Source organism: Kitasatospora sp. NPDC048239 (assembly GCF_043202015.1).
In the GTDB taxonomy this organism is placed as follows: Bacteria; Actinomycetota; Actinomycetes; order Streptomycetales; family Streptomycetaceae; genus Kitasatospora.
The window spans coordinates 93,073-107,531 of record NZ_JBICZP010000004.1; the positions used below are offsets into that span (position 1 = coordinate 93,073).

Genomic DNA, 14,459 nt, shown 5'->3' on the forward strand with positions numbered 1-14,459 from the left:
CGTTTGGACATCCGAATGTCCGGGCGGATCCGGGGACAACGGATTCACCCGAACGGCTCCGCGAAAACGGAACCCGCCCGGCGCAATTGACGAGCGCCCCCGACCGGCCCTCCCGCCGGGCGGGCGGGGGATTCGGGGGCGCTCGGACCCGGCGGGGCCGGGCTCAGCGGCGCGCGGCCGCCTTGGCCGGGCGGCGGCTGACGCTCACCACCAGGCAGACGCCGGCGACCACGATCGCCCCGCCCGCCAGGGTGGGGCCGGTCAGCGGCTCGGCCAGGACCAGCCACCCGAGCAGGACCGCGACCACCGGGTTGACGTACGCGTAGGTGGCGACCAGGGTCAGCGGCGCGGACTTCAGCAGCCAGGCGTAGGCGGTGTACCCGACCAGCGAGCCGGCCAGCACCAGGTAGCCGAGCGCCATCCAGGACCGGCCGGACACCTCGGCGAGGTCCAGCCCGTGCTCCTCGCCGCGCGCCAGCCCGATCAGCACATTGCCCAGCCCGCCCGCGAGCATCTGGTAGGCGCTGGCCGCGAGCACACTGGCCGGCATCGGGATCCGCTTGGCGGCGAACGACCCGGCCGACCAGGTCAGCGTGGCGCAGATCACCGCGATCACCCCGACCGGGGCGATGTCCCCGCCGATCGCGGGCGCGGAGAGCACCACCAGCCCGGCCAGCCCGAGCAGCACACCGGCCAGCTCGACGGGCCTCGGGCGCTCGCCGACGGTGGCCGTCAGCAGCACCATCCACAGCGGCACCGCGGCCACCAGCAGTGCGGCCAGCCCGGACGGGATGGAGTTCTCCCCGAGCACCACCAGCCCGTTGCCGCCGGTCAGCAGCAGTCCGCCGACCAGCGCCGAGGATCCCAACTGCGGCAGGGTCACCCGGAGTTCGGCCGGCCCTCGGCGGACGGCGACGAAGCCGGCCAGCAGCAGTCCGGCACACAGGAACCGCGCCCCGGCGGACAGGAACGAGGGCATCGTCTCCAGCGCGATCCGGATCGCCAGATAGGTCGACCCCCACACCACGTACACCAGCGCCAGCGCCACCCACACCGCCCCGCCAAGCCTGGCGGGCGCCGGAACGGCATCGCGGGGGGCCACCCCGGAACGAGGTGAGGCTGGTGCTGTCATGTGTGTCCCCCTAGAACGGTACTGGCATGCTACCGCCATGACAGCGCATCAACGGCCCGGGGGCCACCGGGTATCACCAGGCGGTACGGCGGACGTACCGTGGGCGCATGCCCGCCGAGCCGCCCGAGAGCCTGCCGATCTTCGTCTACGGGACGCTGCGCACCGGCGGGCACAACCACGCCGCCCACCTGGCCGGACACTGTGCGGCGGTCCGTCCCGCGGTGCTGGAGGGGGCGGCGCTGCACGAGGGCCCGGGCTTCCCGTACGCGGTGCCGGACCGGGAGCGCCGGATCACGGGTGAGCTGATCACCGTGCACCCCGGCGCCTACGCCGGCGTGCTGGCCGCGCTCGACCGGCTGGAGGAGTGCCTGGCGGACGGCACCGGGCTGTACGTCCGGCGGCGGATGGCCGTCCGGCCCGTCGCGCGGCCGGGCGAGGGCCGGGTGGACGCCTGGGCCGACCCGGGCGCAGGCCCGGTGGACGCCTGGGTCTACCTGGCCGGCCCGGCCGCCGCCGCCCGGCTGCGCACCCGCCCGGCGCTCATCCGCTCCGGGGACTGGACCCGTCGCTGAGGCCCGCGGCAGGGCGCCCGGTCAGGCTTGCCGACGCCCGGTCAGGGTTTGCCGACGCCCACGGCGATCCGGTCGCCGAGCGCCCGGTCGACGTTGCGCCAGTACTGCACCGCCCGCTCCAGCACCGGATCGCCGACCCCGGCCTTCAGGTGGCCCACCACGTTGGAGACCAGCCGGTCGCGGGCCGCGTCGTCCAGCACCTGCCGGACCATCGTGCCCGCCTGCCCCCAGTCGTCGTCCTCGGCGTGCAGCGAGTACGCCTCGCGCACCATCTCGCCGGAGCTCTGCCACCCGGCGGCCGGGTCGTCGTAGCTCTGCGCGCGCGCCGCCGGCCCGCCCTTGGAGTTGGGCGCGTACGGCGCCGCGGTACGCGCCGGGTCGAACCGCATCGGGCCGTCCTTGGCGTACGAGTGCACCGGGACGTGCGGCCGGTTCGGCGGCAGCTGGGCGTAGTTGGGCCCGATCCGGTACCGGTGGGTGTCGGGGTAGGAGAAGATCCGGCCGAGCAGCATCTTGTCCGGCGAGACGCTGATCCCGGGCACCAGAGAGGCCGGCTCGAAGGCGGCCTGCTCGATGTGGACGAAGTAGTCCTCGGGGTTGCGGTTGAGGGTCATCCGCCCGACCCTGATCAGCGGGAAGTCCCCGTGCGGCCACACCTTGGTCAGGTCGAAGGGGTTGAACCGGTAGCCGGGCGCCTGGTCGAACGGCATCACCTGGACGTACAGCGTCCAGGACGGGTGGTCGCCGCCCTCGATGGCGTTCCAGAGGTCCTGCCGGTGCAGGTCCGGGTCGGAGCCGGCCAGCCGGTCCGCGTCGGCCTGGGTGAGGTGGTCGACGCCCTGGTCGGCCTTGAAGTGGTACTTGACCCAGAACCGCTCGCCGCTCCCGTTGATCCACAGATAGGTGTGCGAGCCGTAGCCGTTCATATGGCGGTAGGACTTCGGGATGCCGCGGTCGCCCATCAGCCAGGTGACCATGTGCGCGGACTCCGGCGAGAGCGTCCAGAAGTCCCACTGCATGTCGTGGTCGCGCAGGCCGTTGTCGGTGCGGCGCTTCTGCGAGCGGATGAAGTCCTGGAACTTGATCGTGTCGCGGACGAAGAAGACCGGCGTGTTGTTGCCGACCAGGTCGTAGTTGCCGTCCTCGGTGTAGAACTTCAGCGCGAACCCGCGCGGGTCGCGCCAGGTGTCCGGGCTGCCCTGCTCACCGGCCACGGTCGAGAAGCGGGCCAGCATCTCGCTGCGCCGGCCCGGCTGGAAGAGCGTCGCCCTGGTGTACCGGCTGACGTCCTCGGTGGTCTCGAAGACCCCGTACGCACCGGCCCCCTTGGCGTGCACCACCCGCTCGGGAATCCGTTCGCGGTTGAACTGGGCCATCTTCTCGATCAGGTAGTGGTCGTGGAGCAGGATCGGGCCGTCCCGGCCCACCGTGAGCGAGTGCTCGTCGCTCGCCACCGGGACGCCGGCGTTGTTGGTGGTGGGCGGGACCGCTGACTCGGACATGCTGTCCTCCGTTGCGTGCCGACTCCCCCTGGTTCCCCCGGACTCCCCTGGACTCCCCCGGACGACGCTAACCCCGCTCGCCGGGGCATGCACCCTGGCCAGGGGGGTTCCGCGGACCGCCAGGTAGGCTGCCCCGGCCACGCCTTCGCCGGCCGGGACACCGACCGGCACACCGGCCGGGCGCCGGCCAGGTGCCCGCCGAAGACCGACCGCCCACCGACCGAGGAGCCCCCGGTGCCCGAGCTGCCACCGCCGATCACCGTCGTCGGGATCGGCGCCGACGGCTGGCCCGGCCTCGCCGGCACCGCGCGGGCGGCGCTGCGGGCGGCCGAGGTGGTGATCGGCGGACCGCGCCAGCTGGCCCTGCTCCCCGCCGACGAGGTCGCCGCCGAACGGGTGCCCTGGCCGTCCCCGCTGCGCCCGGCCGTCCCCGGGCTGCTCGCCGGACACGCCGACCGCCGGGTGGCGGTGATGGCCAGCGGCGACCCGATGTTCTACGGCATCGGCCGCACCCTCGCCGAGACCGTCGGCCCCGACAGGCTGCGGGTCCTGCCGCACCCCTCCTCCGTCTCCTACGCCTGCGCCCGGCTCGGCTGGCCGCTGGACGCCGCCGAGGTGGTCAGCCTGGTCGGCCGGCCGCTGGACACCCTGGCGCTCGCCCTGCACCCCGGCCGCCGGCTGCTCGTCCTCGGCGCCGACGCGCAGACCCCCGCCGCCGTCGCCGCGCTGCTCACCGCGCGCGGCTTCGGCACCGCCCGGCTGCACGTGCTGGAACAGCTCGGCGGCCCCGCCGAGCGGCGGCTGGACGGCCCGGCGGACGGCTGGCCGCACCCGGCGGGCGACCCGCTGAGCGTCATCGCCGTCGAGCTCGGCGAGGGCCCGCGGACCTCCCTCGTCCCCGGCCTGCCCGACACCGCCTACGAGAGCGACGGCCAGCTGACCAAGCGGCACGTCCGCGCCGCCACCCTGGCCACCCTCGCCCCCTCCCCCGGCGAGCTGCTCTGGGACGTCGGCGGCGGCTCCGGCTCGATCGCCGTCGAGTGGCTGCGCGCCCACCGCGACTGCCGGGCGGTCACCGTCGAGCGGGACGCCGTCCGCGCCGGGCGGATCACCCGCAACGCGGCCGCACTCGGCGTGCCCCGGCTGCAGGTGGTCACCGGGGCCGCCCCCGCCGCGCTGGCCGGCCTGCCCACCCCCGACGCGGTGTTCATCGGCGGCGGGCTCACCGCGCCCGGCCTGCTGGACACCTGCTGGGCGGCGCTGCCGCCGGGCGGCCGACTGGTCGCCAACACCGTGACCCTGGAGTCCGAGGCGCTGCTCACCGAGTGGTACCGGCGGCACGGCGGTGAGCTGCTGCGGCTCGCCGTCGCCCACGCCGTCCCGGTCGGCGGCTTCACCGGCTGGCGCCAGGCGATGCCGGTCACCCAGTGGTCCGCCGTCAAACCTTCGACCGATCCAGGAGCGAGCTCGTGACCGTCCACTTCATCGGAGCCGGCCCGGGCGCCGCCGACCTGATCACCCTGCGCGGCCAGCGGATCCTCGCCCGCGCCGAGGTCTGCCTGTACGCGGGCAGCCTGGTGCCGCGCGAGCTGCTGGACGAGTGCCCGCCCGGCGCCCGGCTGATCGACACCGCGCAGCTCAACCTGGACCAGATCGTCGCCGAGCTGGTCGCCGCCCACGAGGCCGGGCAGGACGTGGCCCGGCTGCACTCCGGCGACCCGTCCGTGTTCAGCGCCGTCGCCGAGCAGATGCGCCGCCTCGACGCGGCCGGCGTCCCGTACGAGGTGGTCCCCGGCGTGCCGGCCTTCGCCGCCGCCGCGGCCGCGCTCAAGCGCGAGCTGACCGTGCCGACCGTCGGCCAGACCGTCATCCTGACCCGGATCGCCAAGCGGGCCACCCCGATGCCCGAGGGCGAGGACCTGGCCACCCTCGGCCGCAGCGGCGCCCTGCTGGTGCTGCACCTGGCCGCCGGGTACGTGGACGACGTGGTCGAGCAGCTGCTGCCGCACTACGGCGCCGACTGCCCGGCCGCCGTGGTCGCGATGGCCAGCCGCCCGGACGAGCTGGTGCTGCGCGGCACCCTCGCCGACATCGCCGGGCAGCTGAAGGCCAGCGGCGTGGTCCGCACCGCGGTGATCATCGTCGGACGCACGCTCGCCGCCGAGCAGTTCCGCGACAGCCACCTCTACTCGGCGGACCGCGAGCGCCCGCACGAGCCCTGCGGGGCGTGATGCGCCACCTGCTCGTCCTCGGCGGCACCACGGAGGCGCGGGCGCTGGCCGCGGCGCTGGCCGCCGCACCGCTGCGGGTCACCAGCTCGCTCGCCGGGCGGGTGGCCGAGCCCCGGCTGCCCGTCGGCGAGGTCCGGATCGGCGGCTTCGGCGGACCGGACGGGCTCGCCGCCTGGCTGCGCGCCGAGCGGGTGGACGCCGTCGTGGACGCCACCCACCCGTTCGCCGCCGCCATGTCGCACAACGCCGCCCTGGCCGCCGAGGCGACCGGCGTCCCGCTGCTGGCCCTGCGCCGCCCCGGCTGGACGCCGGTGGACGGCGACCGCTGGCACCGGGTCGGCTCGCTCGACGAGGCGGCCGCACTGCTGCCCGCCCTCGGCCGGCGGGTCTTCCTGACCAGCGGCCGCCAGGGCATCGGGGCCTTCGCCCACCTCGACGGCCTGCACTTCCTGGCCCGTTCGGTGGACGCACCCGAGCCGCCGATGCCCGCCGCCACCGAAGTCCTGCTGGACCGGGGGCCGTTCACCCTGGACGGCGAGCGGGCCCTGCTGCGCGGACACCGGATCGACGTCCTGGTCACCAAGGACAGCGGCGGCGCCGCCACCGCCCCCAAGCTCACCGCCGCACGCGAACTCGGCCTGCCCGTGGTGATCGTGGAACGCCCGCCGGTGCCGCCCGGCGTCCCGGTCGCCGAGGACGTGGCGGCCGCGGTGGACTGGCTCGCCGCACGCGGTCCCACCCTCCGATAAACCGGACGACGGCCCGGCCCGGCGCTGCCATCATGGCCCGATGAGAGACGAGCAGCGCACCCGCACCGAGCAGACCGCCGACGAACGCGCCACCCTGGTGAGCTTCCTGGACTTCCAGCGCGACACGCTCGCCATGAAGTGCACCGGGCTGACCACCGAACAGCTCCGCGAGCGGGTCCTCCAGCCGTCCGCGCTCTCCCTGCTCGGCATCGTCCGCCACCTCGCCGAGGTCGAACGCGGCTGGTTCCGCAACGTCTTCGCCCACGAGGACCGGCCCGCGTTCTGGAAGCACCCGGACGACTCCTTCGCCGAGTTCGACGTCGCCGAGGCCGACCCCGACGAGGCCTTCGCCGTCTGGCGCGGCGAGTGCGACCACGCCCGGGAACTCGTCGCCGCCGCCGAGTCGTTGGACGTCCTCGGACACCACCGGGACGAGGCCTTCTCGCTCCGCTGGATCCTCACCCACATGATCGAGGAGTACGCCCGCCACAACGGCCACGCCGATCTGCTCCGCGAGCACCTCGACGGCGTGACCGGGGAGTAGCCAGGCCCGCACCCAACAAGGGAGAGCCGATGCACACCCGTCAGAAGGACCACGAAACCCCCGGGCCCGTGGAGCCGTGGAACGAGATCACGCCCGGGCTGTGGATGGGCGGGCACTACACCACCCCGCCCGGCCGCGCCCTCGAACCGGTCGTGGTGGACCGGGAGTTCGACCTGGTGGTCAGCCTCTTCACACGCTCCGGGCACGGGCCGGCACGCGAGGTGGAGCACCTGGTCCAGGAGATCCCCGACGGGCCCCTCGACCCCGAGCAGCTGCGGACCGCGTGGGAGGCGGCGACGCACACCGCCGAGGCCGTCCGCCAGGGGCGCAGCGTCCTGGTGCGCTGCCACTCCGGGTACAACCGCTCCGGGCTCGTGGTCGCCCGGGCCCTCGTGGAGCTCGGCCACCGGGCCGACCGGGCCGTCGCGCTGGTGCGCGAACGGCGCTCGCCGTGGGCGCTGAACAACTCGCTGTTCGTGGACTACCTGACCGCCGGGCTGGAGGTCGTCGAGCCGCCGCCGGCCGGCCTCGACGGGTGAGGCCGGCCGGCGGGGGCTGTCAGATGTCGCGGAAGGTCTCGATCTGGGCGCCGATCGAGTTGAGGCGCTCGGCGAGGTCCTCGTAACCGCGGTTGATGACGTACACGTTGCGCAGCACCGAGGTGCCCTTGGCGGCGAGCATCGCGAGCAGGATCACCACGGCCGGGCGCAGCGCGGGCGGGCAGACCATCTCGGCGGCGCGCCAGCGGGTGGGGCCCTGGACGAGCACCCGGTGCGGGTCGAGCAGCTTGATGTCCGCGCCGAGGCGGGTGAGTTCGGTCAGGTAGATGGCGCGGTTGTCGTACACCCAGTCGTGGATCATCGTGGTGCCGTGTGCGGCCGCGGCGATCGCGGCGAAGAACGGCACGTTGTCGATGTTGATGCCGGGGAAGGGCATCGGGTGGATGGTGTCGATCGGGGCGGTCAGCTTGGAGGGCCGCACGGTGAGGTCGACGAGCCGGGTGTAGCCGTTGTGGGCGCGGTACTCGGGGGTGCGGTCGTAGTCGAGGCCCATCCCCTCCAGCACGGCGAGCTCGATCTCCAGGAACTCGATCGGCACCCGGCGGATCGTCAGCTCGGAGGAGGTGACGACGGCGGCGGCGAGCAGGCTCATCGCCTCCACCGGGTCCTCGGCGGGGGTGTAGTCGACGTCGCAGGTGATCTGGGGGACACCGTGCACGGTGAGGGTGGTGGTGCCGATGCCCTCGATCCGCACCCCCAGCCGCTCCAGGAAGAAGCAGAGGTCCTGGACCATGTAGTTCGGGGAGGCGTTGCGGATGACGCTGACGCCGTCGTGCCGGGCGGCGGCGAGCAGGGCGTTCTCGGTCACGGTGTCGCCGCGCTCGGTCAGCACGATCGGCCGGTCCATCGGGGCGCCGGGCTGGACGGAGGCGTGGTAGGCGCCGGCGGTGGTGGCGACCTCCAGGCCGAAGCGGCGCAGCGCGGTCAGGTGCGGCTGGACGGTGCGGGTGCCGAGGTCGCAGCCGCCGGCGTAGGGGATGGCGAAGCGCTCGGCGCGGTGCATCAGCGGGCCGAGGAACATCAGCACGCTGCGGGTGCGGCGGGCGGCCTCGACGTCCATGGCGGCGATGTCGAGCTCGGCGGGCGGGGTGAGTTCGAGGTCGCGGCCGTCGTTGGTCCAGCGGCTCTTCACCCCGATGCTGGTGAGCACCTCGAGGATCCGGTAGACCTCCTCGATCCGGGCGACCTGGCGGATCGTGGTGCGGCCGGTGGTGAGCAGCGAGGCGCAGAGGATGGCGACGCAGGCGTTCTTGCTGCTGCGGACGTCGATGGCGCCGGAGAGGCGGGTGCCGCCGGCGACCCGCAGGTGCATCGGTCCGGCGTAGCCGAGGGAGACGATCTCGCTGTCAAGGGCCTCGCCGATCCTTGCGATCATCTCAAGGCTGACATTCTGCTTGCCCTGTTCGATCCGGTTGACCGCGCTCTGGCTGGTGCCGAGGGCTTCGCCGAGCTGGGCCTGGGACCAGCCGCGGTGCTGACGCGCGGTACGGATGAGGGTGCCGATACGGGTGAGGTAGTCGCCTGTCACCCGGCAGACCATATCTCATGCTTGAGATAGCGCCAGAACCCAGGGGTGATATTGCACCGCATTTGTCCGTTTCTGCTCCCGATTGACGAGCCATCGGCACATCACCGCCACACTCCCGTTACGGTCCACGCGGGTACCGGGCACGCCCTGCGGCCCCTACGGCCCCAGCGGCTCCGCCCGGCCGACGATCGTGCCCGCCCGGTCGATGCAGATGACGTCCACGGTGACCGGCGAGCCGACCAGCACCCCGAGGGCGGTGGCGCGGGCGGCCTCGGCGACGAGGTCGCCGAGCGGGACCGAGGCGGCGCGGCAGCGCTGGATCGCCTCCAGAGCGGTGTTGGCCGCCGCGACCGCCGCGACCAGCTCCGGCCCGGCGCCCCCGGTGCGGGCCAGTTCGGCCAGGTGGCCCGGGTCGACCTGGGAGCGGGCCGAGTGCAGGTCCAGGTGGCCGGCGGCGAGTTTGGAGAGCTTGGCGAAGCCGCCCGCGATGGTCAGGCGCGGCACCGGATGGCGCTTCAGGTACTTGAGCACCGCCCCCGCGAAGTCGCCCATGTCGAGCAGCGCGTCCTCGGGCAGGCCGTGCACGGCGACGGCCGTCCTCTCCGAGGTCGATCCGGTGCAGCCGGCGACATGGGTGCGCCCGGCGGCTCTGGCCACGTCGATGCCGCGCCGGATGGAGTCGATCCAGGCGGAGCAGGAGTAGGGGACGACGATCCCGGTGGTGCCGAGGATGGACAGGCCGCCGAGGATGCCGAGGCGCGGGTTCCAGGTGGACCGGGCGATCTCCTCGCCGTGGTCGACGGAGACCTCCACGACGACGTCCCCGCCGTCGCCGAACTCCGCCGCCACCTCGGCGACCGCGTCCCGGATCATCTGCCGGGGCACCGGGTTGACGGCCGGCTCGCCGACGGCCAGCGGCAGCCCGGCCTTGGTGACCGTCCCGACCCCCGGCCCGGCCCGGAACACCACCCCGCTGCCCGGCTCGCCCGCCCACACCGTGGAGCGGATCAGCGCGCCGTGCGTCACGTCGGGATCGTCCCCGGCGTCCTTCACCACGCCGGCCATCGCCCGGCCGTCGGACCGCTCCTCCGTGGCCAGTGCGAACCCGGGCCGCTGCCCCTTCGGCAGGGTGATCACCACCGGATCGGGGAAGGCGCCGGTCAGCAGCGCCTGGTACGCGGCCTTGGTCGCGGCCGTCGCGCAGGCGCCGGTCGTCCAGCCGTGCCGCAGCCCGCTACTCCTCAGCTGTCCGGCCCGCCCACCGACCTCGCCCATCACCGCACCGCTTCCCGTCGCACCGACACCTGACACCTGAATTCCGACGCCGGACACCTCCCCGGCGCCCCCATGCTCCCCCGCGGCCCCGCCCGCCGCGGAACCGGGGCGCTCCGCGCCGCGAGCGCTTCGCCGACGTGGTCGACCGCGCGGAGCGGGACGAGCCGACGGTCATCACCCGGCGCGGCCGCGAGGTCGCCGCCGTCGTGCCGATAGCGCTGCTGCGCGAGTACCGCCAGTGGGAGGAGCGCGAGCTGGTGCGCCTCGTCGAGGAGCGCCGCGACGAGCCCACCTACTCGCTGGAAGAGGTCATGCGCGAGACCCTGGCCAGGCCCGAGTGAAGTACAGCACCCGCTTCACCGAGTCCGCCCGCGGCGAACTCCGCAAACTGCCCAGGTCCACGGCCGTTCTCGTCCTGCGCAAACTGGCCGAGCTGGAGCAGGACCCGTACGGCTTCCACACCACGGCTCCGGTCGGCTCGCCCGAGCACCGGCGGCTTCGGGTCGGCGACCACCGGGTGGTCCACACCGTCGACGGCGGGCGGCTCGTCGTCCTGGTGATCCGCGTCGGGCACCGGTCCGAGGTCTACCGCGGCTGAGGGCTACCGCGGCTGAGGCCTTCCGCGCTCGGGGTGGCGGGCCCGGGAGGACCGGTCGGTCGGCCTCCCGGGCGCTCGGCCGCGCGCCGGGGTCAGGCCTGCGGGTAGCGGCGGGGGGTCCAGACGACCTGGGTGCCGTTGCCGCGTTCGACGGCCTGGGTCTGCGAGGAGCCGATCAGCAGGATGGTCCGCATGTCGACCTCGGCGGGGTCGAGCTCCCCGAGGCGGACAGTGCGGACCCGCTCGGTCGGGCCGCCGACGTCGCGGGCCATCACCACCGGGGTCGCCTCGTCCCGGTACTCCAGCAGGAGGTCGCGGGCGCGGCCGACCTGGGTGGTGCGGGACTTCGAGCCGGGGTTGTAGAGCGCGAGCACGAGGTCGGCCTCGGCGGCGGCGCGCAGCCGCTTGGCGACGGCCTCCCAGGGCTTGAGCCGGTCGGAGAGCGAGACCACCGCGTAGTCGTGGCCGAGCGGGGCGCCCGCCCGGGACGCGGCCGCGTGGGCCGCCGTCATGCCCGGGACGATCCGCACCGGGACGTCCCGGTAGCCGTCCTCGCAGGCGACCTCCAGGACGGCGGTGGCCATCGCGAAGACGCCCGGGTCGCCGGAGGAGACCACCGCGACCCGGTGGCCGCGGCGGGCCAGGTCGAGCGCGAACTCGGCGCGCTCGGACTCGACCTTGTTGTCCGAGCCGTGCCGCTGCTGGCCCGGCCGGACCGGCACCCGGTCCAGGTAGGTGGTGTAGCCGACCAGGTCGGTGGCGGCGGCGAGGGCGCCGCGCGCCTCGGGGGTGAGCCAGAGCGGGCCGGCCGGGCCGGTGCCGATGACGGTGACGCTGCCGGGGCCGTCCGGGTCCGGCTCCGGGGTGTGCAGCGGCGCGACCTTGCTGGGCAGCACGACGACCGAGAAGTAGGGGACGGTCCCGGCCTCGACGGAGGCCAGCGGCACGACGCGCTCGCCCTCCATGAAGGCCCGCTCGACGTACTGGGCGTCGGCCAGCCGCCCGGCCCGCTCCAGGGCGCGGCGGACGGCCGGGAAGGTACGGCCGAGCTTCATGATCACGGCGGAGTCGGCGGAGGCGATCCGGGCGGTCAGCTCCTCCTCGGGCAGGGTCCCGGGGATGACGGTGAGCGTCTCCTCGGCCTCGGTGAGCGGCTGCCCGAGCCGGGCGGCGGCGGCGCTGACGGACGTCACGCCGGGGACCACCTCGGTCGGGTACCGGTGCGCGAGGCGCTTGTGCATGTGCTGGTAGGAGCCGTAGAAGAGCGGATCCCCCTCCGCCAGCACGACGACGTCGCGGCCGGCGTCCAGGTGGGCCGCCAGCCGGGCGGCGGCCTCCTCGTAGAAGTCGTCCAGCGCGCCCCGGTAGCCACCGGGGTGGTCGGTGGTCTCGACCGTGATCGGGTAGACCAGCTTCTCCTCGACCTGACCGCCCGTCAGGTACCGCTCGGCGATGGACCGGGCGATCGAGCGACCGTGCCGCGCACTGTGGTAGGCCACCACGTCGGCCTTGCCGATGAGTTCGGCGGCGCGGACGGTGACCAGCGACGGGTCGCCGGGGCCGAGTCCGACCCCGTACAGCCGACCCGTGGCCGTCTGGTTCTCCGTCACTCTTCCTCACTCGCAATCGCGTTGACGGCGGCGGCGGCCATCGCGCTGCCCCCGCGCCGGCCGCGCACCACCAGGTGCTCCAGACCGGACGGGTGCACGGCCAGGGCCTCCTTGGACTCGGCGGCGCCGATGAAGCCCACCGGGACGCCGATCACCGCGGCCGGGCGCGGGGCGCCCGCCTCGATCATCTCCAGCAGCCGGAACAGCGAGGTCGGCGCGTTGCCGACGGCGACCACCGCGCCCTCCAGCCGGGGCAGCCACAGCTCCATCGCGGCGGCGCTGCGGGTGTTGCCCATCTTGCGGGCGAGCTCCGGCACCGACGGGTCGGTGAGGGTGCAGACCACCTCGTTGTCGGCGGGCAGCCGCTTGCGGGTGACGCCGCTGGCGACCATGTTCACGTCGCAGAGGATCGGCGCCCCGGCGTGCAGCGCCGCACGGGCGGAGGCGACCACGCCCGGCGAGTACACCAGGTCCTCGACCAGGTCGGTCATGCCGCAGGCGTGGATCATCCGCACCGCGACCTGGGCGACGTCCGCGGGCAGCGCGGCCAGGTCGGCCTCGGCGCGGATGGTGGCAAAGGACTGGCGGTAGATGGACGCGCCGTCCCTCTCGTACTCGATCACTTCGTGGTCCTCCTGGCCTCGGCGACCGCCTCGGCCATCTCCTCGTTCGTCACGTCCAGGGCGGTGCCCCGCCCCGGTTGGGCGGACTGCACCGCCACCCGGTATCCCTGCCCGGTCGCCAGCACGTCGACCCACCGCCCGGCCGGGTGGCCGCAGCGGCGCTCGCAGCCCGACCAGTGCACCGGCAGGCCGCCGGTCCCGGCCGCCTCCAGCGCCCGGGCCGCGTCGGCCCGGACGTCGGCCAGGGAGGACCCGCAGCCGGGCAGCCCGGTGCAGGCGGTGGCCCGCTCCCACGCGGCCCCGGGCGCGGTCCGGAAGCCGGCCGCCGCCAGGTCCGCGAGCCGCTCGGCACGGGCGCCGGGCAGCACCACCCCGCGCCACGGGGTGAGCCGCAGCTCCCCCTCGGCGGCGTCGACCAGCACCCGCCACTGCGCGGCCGGGGCCGCGCCGAAGCGCTGGGCGACCGACAGGCCGCCGGGTACCGCGCCGAGCGCCGGCGGCGCACCGGCGAACGCCGGCAGCTCCACCGGGCCGGGCGCCAGCAGGTCGGGGACCTCCCGCAGGTGCCACGCCTGCCGGCCGCTGGTGCGCAGCGCGTCCAGGAAGTCCCGGGCGGCTGCGAGTGCGGCGTCCACGGCCTGTTCGGCGGGGACGGGCCGGGCGGTGGCGGACCGGCCGAGGCGCAGCAGGGCGGCGCCGTCCGGGCCTGCGATCAATGTCACATCGGCGTTCAGCGCGGCCACGTCGCCGCGTCCGTCGTCCAGTGCGAACAGGAACTTGCCGGAGAGGGCGGCCGCCCACGGGCTCGCGCACAGCTTCGCGTCCAGCTCGCGCGCCCAGGCCTGGACGTCGGCGAGGCCGCCGGCGGGGCCGGGTGAGGCGACGATGTTGCGGACCCGCTCGTGGGTGTCCGAGGGCAGCAGTCCGACCGCCCGCAGCCGCTCGCCGAGTTCGGCGCCGCAGTGCGAAGCGAGGCCGCGCAGCTGGACGTTGCCGCGCGAGGTGATCTCCAGGCCGCCGTCGCCGAGCGCCTGCGCGGCGTCGGCCAGCGCCAGCGCCTGACGTGTCGTCAGCAGCCCGCCGGGCAGCCGGACCCGGGCCAGTGCGCCGTCGTCGGCCTGGTGCAGGCGCAGGGCGCCTGGGCAGGCGTCGGCGCGCCCCCGGTCGGGCACGGCGGCGCCCGGCGCGGTGGCGTCGGGTGTCGGTGGCATGGCCGCGAGCATACAGATGATCCGATCGGTTGCCGCCGTACCCCGGATCACACTCCCGACCGCTCTCCCCCAGGTCAGCCGTACCCCGTACGATGCTGCCGGGCGGCCCCCGCGGGCCGCCCGCACGCCAGCGACGGCGCAGGGGAGGAAGCCGGTGCAAACCCGGTGCGGTCCCGCCACTGTGACCGCGGTTCACCGGAGCTCCGGGGAGCCGCGGGAGCCAGGAACTCCTGCCGTCCTCCACCGGCCCGGGGCGCGGACCCCGAGGAAGGCTTGACGCCATGCGCCGCCGCATGCCCGCGACCCCGCTGTCGCAGGTGCCCC

14 protein-coding genes, 1 pseudogene and 1 riboswitch are annotated in these 14,459 nt (G+C 74.8%); of the genes and pseudogenes, 8 read left to right on the forward strand and 7 right to left on the reverse strand.

The window, feature by feature from the left end; translation table 11 throughout:
- Window positions 1-163: 163 nt before the first annotated feature.
- Complete coding sequence (locus ACGFZP_RS11745) at window positions 164-1,102, reverse strand: EamA family transporter (protein ID WP_392931174.1); 939 nt, start codon at window positions 1,100-1,102, stop codon at window positions 164-166.
- 137 nt (window positions 1,103-1,239) lie between these two features.
- Here ACGFZP_RS11745 and ACGFZP_RS11750 point away from each other — a divergent pair, with 137 nt between their 5' ends.
- A complete protein-coding gene (locus tag ACGFZP_RS11750) occupies window positions 1,240-1,704 on the forward strand; it encodes a gamma-glutamylcyclotransferase (RefSeq protein WP_392931176.1) in 465 nt (154 codons plus the stop codon).
- 41 nt (window positions 1,705-1,745) lie between these two features.
- On the opposite strand, the gene ACGFZP_RS11755 is transcribed toward ACGFZP_RS11750, so the two are convergent.
- Window positions 1,746-3,206, reverse strand: a complete 1,461-nt coding sequence (locus ACGFZP_RS11755; RefSeq protein WP_392931178.1) for a catalase — start codon at window positions 3,204-3,206, stop codon at window positions 1,746-1,748.
- Between the two features lie 234 nt (window positions 3,207-3,440).
- On the opposite strand from ACGFZP_RS11755, the gene cbiE reads away from it, so the two are divergent.
- The 5 genes from cbiE to ACGFZP_RS11780 are packed head-to-tail and all read left to right on the forward strand — an operon-like array spanning window position 3,441 to window position 7,269.
- Window positions 3,441-4,679, forward strand: a complete 1,239-nt coding sequence (cbiE, locus tag ACGFZP_RS11760; RefSeq protein ID WP_392931180.1) for a precorrin-6y C5,15-methyltransferase (decarboxylating) subunit CbiE — start codon at window positions 3,441-3,443, stop codon at window positions 4,677-4,679.
- Entirely contained in the window at window positions 4,676-5,437 is a 762-nt protein-coding gene (cobM, locus tag ACGFZP_RS11765; protein ID WP_392931181.1) for a precorrin-4 C(11)-methyltransferase, read from the forward strand. Before cbiE ends, cobM begins: the two co-directional genes overlap by 4 nt.
- Window positions 5,437-6,186 (forward strand): cobalt-precorrin-6A reductase, encoded by a 750-nt coding sequence (locus ACGFZP_RS11770; RefSeq protein WP_392932222.1) that lies wholly within the window; start codon window positions 5,437-5,439, stop codon window positions 6,184-6,186. Before cobM ends, ACGFZP_RS11770 begins: the two co-directional genes overlap by 1 nt.
- A gap of 40 nt (window positions 6,187-6,226) precedes the next feature.
- Window positions 6,227-6,730, forward strand: a complete 504-nt coding sequence (locus ACGFZP_RS11775) for a DinB family protein (protein ID WP_392931183.1) — start codon at window positions 6,227-6,229, stop codon at window positions 6,728-6,730.
- Between the two features lie 29 nt (window positions 6,731-6,759).
- A complete protein-coding gene (locus tag ACGFZP_RS11780; protein WP_392931185.1) occupies window positions 6,760-7,269 on the forward strand; it encodes a protein phosphatase in 510 nt (169 codons plus the stop codon).
- 19 nt (window positions 7,270-7,288) lie between these two features.
- On the opposite strand, the gene ACGFZP_RS11785 is transcribed toward ACGFZP_RS11780, so the two are convergent.
- Window positions 7,289-8,818, reverse strand: a complete 1,530-nt coding sequence (locus tag ACGFZP_RS11785) for a UDP-N-acetylglucosamine 1-carboxyvinyltransferase (protein WP_392931187.1) — start codon at window positions 8,816-8,818, stop codon at window positions 7,289-7,291.
- 156 nt (window positions 8,819-8,974) lie between these two features.
- Window positions 8,975-10,093 (reverse strand): cobalt-precorrin-5B (C(1))-methyltransferase, encoded by a 1,119-nt coding sequence (locus ACGFZP_RS11790; protein ID WP_392931189.1) that lies wholly within the window; start codon window positions 10,091-10,093, stop codon window positions 8,975-8,977.
- Between the two features lie 119 nt (window positions 10,094-10,212).
- Here ACGFZP_RS11790 and ACGFZP_RS11795 point away from each other — a divergent pair.
- Together ACGFZP_RS11795 and ACGFZP_RS11800 are read left to right on the forward strand one after the other, a co-directional pair.
- Window positions 10,213-10,434: pseudogene (locus tag ACGFZP_RS11795) on the forward strand (type II toxin-antitoxin system prevent-host-death family antitoxin); the annotation flags it as partial.
- Window positions 10,431-10,691, forward strand: a complete 261-nt coding sequence (locus tag ACGFZP_RS11800; RefSeq protein WP_392931191.1) for a type II toxin-antitoxin system RelE/ParE family toxin — start codon at window positions 10,431-10,433, stop codon at window positions 10,689-10,691. The pseudogene ACGFZP_RS11795 and the gene ACGFZP_RS11800, both read left to right, overlap by 4 nt.
- Before the next feature lie 92 nt (window positions 10,692-10,783).
- On the opposite strand, the gene ACGFZP_RS11805 is transcribed toward ACGFZP_RS11800, so the two are convergent.
- The 3 genes from ACGFZP_RS11805 to ACGFZP_RS11815 are packed head-to-tail and all read right to left on the reverse strand — an operon-like array spanning window position 10,784 to window position 14,135.
- Window positions 10,784-12,301, reverse strand: coding sequence for a precorrin-2 C(20)-methyltransferase (locus ACGFZP_RS11805; RefSeq protein WP_392931193.1), 1,518 nt, complete (start codon window positions 12,299-12,301; stop codon window positions 10,784-10,786).
- Window positions 12,298-12,924: a precorrin-8X methylmutase gene (locus ACGFZP_RS11810; RefSeq protein WP_392931195.1), complete on the reverse strand. Its 627-nt coding sequence runs from the start codon at window positions 12,922-12,924 to the stop codon at window positions 12,298-12,300. The genes ACGFZP_RS11805 and ACGFZP_RS11810 overlap by 4 nt, the downstream gene beginning before the upstream one ends.
- The gene (locus ACGFZP_RS11815) at window positions 12,921-14,135 is read right to left on the reverse strand and encodes a cobalamin biosynthesis protein CobG (protein WP_392931197.1); all 1,215 of its coding nucleotides are present in this window, start codon (window positions 14,133-14,135) and stop codon (window positions 12,921-12,923) included. The genes ACGFZP_RS11810 and ACGFZP_RS11815 overlap by 4 nt, the downstream gene beginning before the upstream one ends.
- 144 nt (window positions 14,136-14,279) lie before the next feature.
- Window positions 14,280-14,365, forward strand: a riboswitch (cobalamin riboswitch).
- The last annotated feature ends 94 nt before the right edge of the window (window positions 14,366-14,459 follow it).

Excerpts from the sequence above, each read along its gene's own strand:
- ACGFZP_RS11750 (WP_392931176.1), top strand. The coding sequence starts at position 1,240 with ATGCCCGCCGAGCCGCCCGAGAGCCTGCCGATCTTCGTCTACGGGACG.
- ACGFZP_RS11755 (WP_392931178.1), bottom strand. The coding sequence starts at position 3,206 with ATGTCCGAGTCAGCGGTCCCGCCCACCACCAACAACGCCGGCGTCCCG.
- ACGFZP_RS11770 (WP_392932222.1), top strand. The coding sequence starts at position 5,437 with ATGCGCCACCTGCTCGTCCTCGGCGGCACCACGGAGGCGCGGGCGCTG.
- ACGFZP_RS11775 (WP_392931183.1), top strand. The coding sequence starts at position 6,227 with ATGAGAGACGAGCAGCGCACCCGCACCGAGCAGACCGCCGACGAACGC.
- ACGFZP_RS11780 (WP_392931185.1), top strand. The coding sequence starts at position 6,760 with ATGCACACCCGTCAGAAGGACCACGAAACCCCCGGGCCCGTGGAGCCG.
- ACGFZP_RS11790 (WP_392931189.1), bottom strand. The coding sequence starts at position 10,093 with ATGGGCGAGGTCGGTGGGCGGGCCGGACAGCTGAGGAGTAGCGGGCTG.
- ACGFZP_RS11815 (WP_392931197.1), bottom strand. The coding sequence starts at position 14,135 with ATGCCACCGACACCCGACGCCACCGCGCCGGGCGCCGCCGTGCCCGAC.